This window comes from Roseobacter sinensis (assembly GCF_025755255.1).
Lineage (GTDB): Bacteria > Pseudomonadota > Alphaproteobacteria > Rhodobacterales > Rhodobacteraceae > Roseobacter > Roseobacter sinensis.
On record NZ_JALIEB010000051.1, the window covers coordinates 1 to 4,790 of the forward strand.

General features: G+C 57.6%; 3 protein-coding genes and 2 pseudogenes. 3 read left to right on the plus strand and 2 right to left on the minus strand.

Translation table 11 applies throughout. From position 1 onward, the window contains the following. Together MUB52_RS23775 and MUB52_RS24205 are read left to right on the plus strand one after the other, a co-directional pair. A partial coding sequence (locus MUB52_RS23775) for a hypothetical protein (RefSeq protein WP_263846645.1) occupies nucleotides 1-186 on the plus strand: 186 nt, incomplete at its 5' end. Nucleotides 187-462: 276 nt separating this feature from the next. After that, a pseudogene (locus tag MUB52_RS24205) lies at nucleotides 463-671 on the plus strand (IS6 family transposase); the annotation flags it as partial. A 136-nt stretch (nucleotides 672-807) separates the two neighbouring features. Here MUB52_RS24205 and MUB52_RS23780 read toward each other — a convergent pair. Both MUB52_RS23780 and MUB52_RS23785 read right to left on the minus strand, forming a co-directional pair. Continuing rightward, nucleotides 808-3,270, minus strand: coding sequence for an eCIS core domain-containing protein (locus MUB52_RS23780; protein WP_263846646.1), 2,463 nt, complete (start codon nucleotides 3,268-3,270; stop codon nucleotides 808-810). A gap of 677 nt (nucleotides 3,271-3,947) precedes the next feature. Then, a pseudogene (locus MUB52_RS23785) lies at nucleotides 3,948-4,346 on the minus strand (tyrosine-type recombinase/integrase); the annotation flags it as partial. Between the two features lie 38 nt (nucleotides 4,347-4,384). Here MUB52_RS23785 and MUB52_RS23790 point away from each other — a divergent pair. After that, nucleotides 4,385-4,528 carry a hypothetical protein gene (locus tag MUB52_RS23790; RefSeq protein WP_263846647.1) on the plus strand — a complete coding sequence of 48 codons (144 nt, stop codon included), beginning with the start codon at nucleotides 4,385-4,387 and terminating at the stop codon, nucleotides 4,526-4,528. Nucleotides 4,529-4,790 lie beyond the last annotated feature (262 nt).

Consider the following 4,790-nt stretch of genomic DNA (forward strand, 5'->3'; position numbering starts at 1 on the left):
CAACATGCGGCCACCGGTGCCAGAAACCCTATTAGAGAAACGGCTGATCAGTGGCCCAGCAACAGGGGGCTAGACACCTGTCCTGGAAACAAAATCAATGACCTTATTGGTGAATGGAAGGAGCGATCGGCCAATGGCGGGGTGGCTCCAAGCGCCGACAAGTTTCCAGCCATTGGAGATTACTGATCAACAGATCGATCAGCTGAAAAGCTTCGCACAAGATGTTTAGCGGTATGTACACGTCCGGTGAAGGCGCACATCTCAGTGCTGAATGTGTCCGGCAGAGATATCGGGTCGTTTCCCGCATAACACACATACAACGCATCGTAGTCGATACCGAGACCACCGCACAGTCCAAGACCATACGCTTCGCATGACCGTTCTTTGACATCGATGTCCATTTGATGCCAATGCTCAAAGAGCGTGTCATCGACACATGGCAGGCGCAACAGCTCAAAGAGTAGACCTGAAGGCTCACATCGACCGAAGCGGCGCCACGAAGAGATCTGGCCCGCTTCAAATCGCCCAGGCAAGCACAGCTCTTTTTGTCTGTCCACGATCAAGTGCAAACCGTATTTCGGCCTCGCCGCCACAAACGATCCATCTCTGCGTATCCACAACCTCGCTTAGATGCTCACAGCATTTGGGATGAATCTACGTGTGAGTTGTAGGCCGCTTGACCAGGGATGCATGGCGCCTCTTCGGCAAGAGCCGATAATATGACGATGCCTTTCGAAGAGCCCCGGGCCAAGCAGGCCGCTCTCGGTGAGCATCTTGGGCGGTTTCAGGGAACCGAACCTCAGGACGTCATACCGCGCGGTCCGTCCGACTGTACAGCGCAACAAAACTCGTCCAGCCGCCACCGTTTCCAATCCATCCGGGCGTGTCCCTGACAAGGGTATAAAGGTTCTTGGTCGACGCCCTTCGCGTCAACCCACCTGCGGCCAGCCGGGCGGTGGCGATATCTCGAAGATTTGTCAACGTCGTGTTGTCCGCGTGGCGCGCTGCCAGTTCTGCCCGCATGAGGTGCACACCAGTGGGAACCTTGCCCCGCCCGATCGCTTTTTTTGCCCACCCAGGATTTTCAATCAGAAGTATGAGCTTCAAAAGCGCCAGATGTGCGTCTGGATTGTTCGCGCGCCATGCTTTGAACTCCAGGTCGAGCGCCTGTAGCTGCACAGAGCTTTGTTCCAGATTGTCAGGGCTGGCAAGGGCGTCAAATTGGGCGCGCATGCGCCGAAGCTGCCCGTGGATCGTGGGGAAGCTACCAAGAGCGTCGAATTGAGGCCTCACAGCATCGTAGGCCCTCTGATAATCTGCTCGGTCCTTCGTCGAAGCGATGCGCCGATCCACAGCCGAGTTCCATGCGTTCATGAGGCGATCCTCGATCCCATCAATATCGTCGCTAGACCCAAAACTGGCTTTGGAACTTGCAGCCCTGTCTTCGAGCGGGATGGCCTGCTCGCCGCGAATGCTCAGCTCGGGTTTTAACTCCTCCTGCTTGTCATCCAGACTGAGCTCATTGCCGCTTTTGAGATGGTTCTCGCCTCCTGTCTGATCGCTTATCAGAAGGTATAGCCAAGTGCCTGGGATCGATCCCACACCAAAGATTTCTCCGTGCTCTACCTTTCCGATCTTCTTGCCTTTCTTGTCGTAGAGATCCCGGTTCTCATAGTTCTCCAGGCCCAACGTTGTAACGAGATCGAAGTTGTTCGGATGGCAATTTTCGAAAAGGGCTTGGAACAGGTTGTGCCAGTTTCTTGCATTGGGCCCGGCATGCGGGCTTGGCCGTACAGCTGGCGGCAAAGCTGCCCTTGCCGCCTTAAGGTCCGTTTTGGGTAAGTAAGGGACAAGGTTTTTGCGCACACCTGATCGGCGTACCACTATTTCGCCTTCCTCAGTTTCCTTAACATAGTACCGGGTGCTGGAGACCTCGAGCTGGTCGGCCAAGAGAAGTTGGGCAACTAGCGTCATCCAGCCGCGTAAAGACGCCTTGTGCCCGGGGTCCATCACTCCGACAAAAGGTGCCACCTCAGCGCTATTGAGCGCTGCGTCAACCCGTGCCACCGAATGACGCAAAAGGCCCGCTTTCGCTGTGTCGGGGTTCTGATCATCCATATCCGCTGCGGCCTCTTCGAAAAGGGCCGGTATCTCGCTTGGCAAAACGCCAACGGTAGACTGATAATACAGGGACGGCTGCAGCTCATTGATCATGTTGTTCAACAACTCCGTCCCTACGTCATCGCCTGTCAACAATGCCCTCAGCGCCGCTACAGGAATGCCTGTCATTTGGTCTTGAACAGGGGCGCTGAGTGCGTTGGTATGGCCAAGTTGCGCCCGCCGCACGGACTCGTTCGCATGAATCTGTACCGCAGCTGCGATTGTGGCCATCCTCGCTTGCGTCTCTGGGTCCCGCTCTTCCAGAGGTACGGTGCGGTACTCGGGAATGGACATGGAGGGCTGCTTGCCTGTGCGCCCAAGATGATGCCTTTTGATGTGCTTACGCAGTTCTTTATGCGGGCGGTGCCATGAACTGTGATCGGCAGAGACGTCGTACTGACCATCCACCCTTCCGTAAGAGACGCCGTACTTATTTCCACCAAAAAGGAAATCTACCACCTGCTTGCGGGCATTTGGGGCAAGTTGCTGAGCCGTCTCGCTCTTGAAAGTTTTATCATCGGTGGCAACGCCAGAAGATCCGTAGAACGGAATGCGCAATTCGATCTCGAACCCCGCAAGGCGCTGGACGACCGGTTTCTGCTGGACGGGCGCAGACGCGAGGTTGGGCGGCTCCGAGCCGAGCGCAATCTGCGTGGTTCCGGCGGACAGGGCCCTTTGCCCCATCTGATCGGCTTCCGCCTCCAGCCCGGGATCATCGTTGAGCGCCACGCCCATCGCCTGCCGTGTCTGCGCCACGCGCCCTTGCGCCTGTTGCACCACATGCCACGCTTCATGCGGCAGATGCCTCTCCTGACCGGACGCCAAATGGATATCGCGCCCTTGCGCGTAGGCCAACGCGCCTATTCGGGCCGGCTCCGTGGAGCCTCGATGGACGCGCACGTCTCCCATGTCCATCCCCGAGAGGTTTTCGATGCCGCTGCGTAAGTCCCGTGGCAAGCCACCTGCAGGCGCATGGGAGGTCGATGCGGTTTCTGCTTCAGATCGCTGCGTGGTTTGGGCTCTCTCTTGAGCGCCAGCGGCTTGGGTGGTCGGATCGGAAGCGGACGTCATTGCTGCGAGGCGTTGGACAGGAGAGCTTTTGTCCGCCATCTGTTGCAACGACTGAAGGCGCGCAACGGCTGGACTGGAAGCGGCCCTTTGATGCGTCTGTGCGAGCGGCGTGGATGGGTTGGTTGTGTGTGGTGTGCGTTGAGAGGCCGCTGCGTTCAGAGACCCACTGGCCTGTGAGGACGACAGATTGCTGTCTATTGCAACGCGGGAAGACGTCCGCTGTGCCGAAGGTTGATGAGCTTCAGAAGAACGCTTGCCAGAGTATTGCCTCGTCGTTCGCGCCATATCAGACTATCTCCAGTCGAAGTTGGCACCGTGCCACAGTGCGCTGGTTGTATTAGTTGATCGGTGTGGTGGGAGTGCCAAGTCATTGAAATGATGCTGTCCAATCACGGTTCAGATACTACCGCTTTGATCAGGACTTCATAGATGATGCGATGCGACCAGCAAAAGTCTGCTACACGCGCCATTGGTTTGCACCAAAAGTCAGCACCCGCTCTGTCGTTGCACCCTGATTGATCAGATTCTCGGGATTGGAGGTTTTTTGGCGTTTCTGCACTCTTGATTGCGATGTATCCACAGGCCGGAGTGTCGATTTTCGACGCTGCTTTGGCAGCCGCTGTATTGGATCGGCCGGGGCGCGAGCGCCAAAAAATCTGCGTTGGCTGAGAGCGCGCAGATGGCCCGATGAGCTCCGCGCAGAGCGTTCTCAAAGGCTATGGATTGGTCCGACGCCCGGATACTGCGAAGCCGGGTTTGATCGTCGTGTCCTGCAGCCTCCTGTCATTGCGGTGCGCGGGATTTCGGGCGCCCGCGCGTGCAGATCTCGATGATGCGCCTCGCGTCGCGGCATTCTGGGGATTGCTGGCCGGCGTCTCTTTCCGCCTTTTCTGTGGGATGAGCTGCCGCGTCGAGATCGGATCGACAAGGTTGCGGCCGGGAAAGAGCCAGCCTGCTGGCCTCGCTTCGCGGTAGTAGTCGCGCAGCAGATCAAGCAGGCTCGGCGACAGCATCACATGGCGGTCCTTGCGGCCCTTGCCTTGATCGACCCGGATCAGCATCCTGTCGCTGTCGATGTCGCCGACCTTCAGATGGGTGACTTCGCTGGCGCGCAATGTCTATTCAGGCCATGAAAAGAGGCGAGGCGAGCGTAGTGATCCCGGCCTTTTATTCGGTGCTTGTGTTCGTGGCGCTCTACGATTTCGTTCTCTACGGCGTCGTCCCTGCACCAATCTCTTTGCTGGGTGCATCACTTATCGCGGGTGGCGCCATGATCCTCGCACAGCGCGGACGGTGAGGCGCCGAAATGCTCAGCGTGCGGCAGGCTCCATCTCCGCCTTCGAACCGGATTGCAAGCTTTTGGCGTCGGCTGAGCGCTGCTCCCAAAGTAAGCGGACAGAGGTCGTTGGTTGGTGGGACAACGCGAAGTTCTGCTTGAGCTGACCGCGTGGCCACTGGCGCGGCAGAGTCGAAAGTCCGCTGCTCTAATCGGGCGTTGGGGTCAAGTTCATTTCATCATTTGTTTTCCGTCTTGTAGGGATCGTTGTCTCTCATCCGGG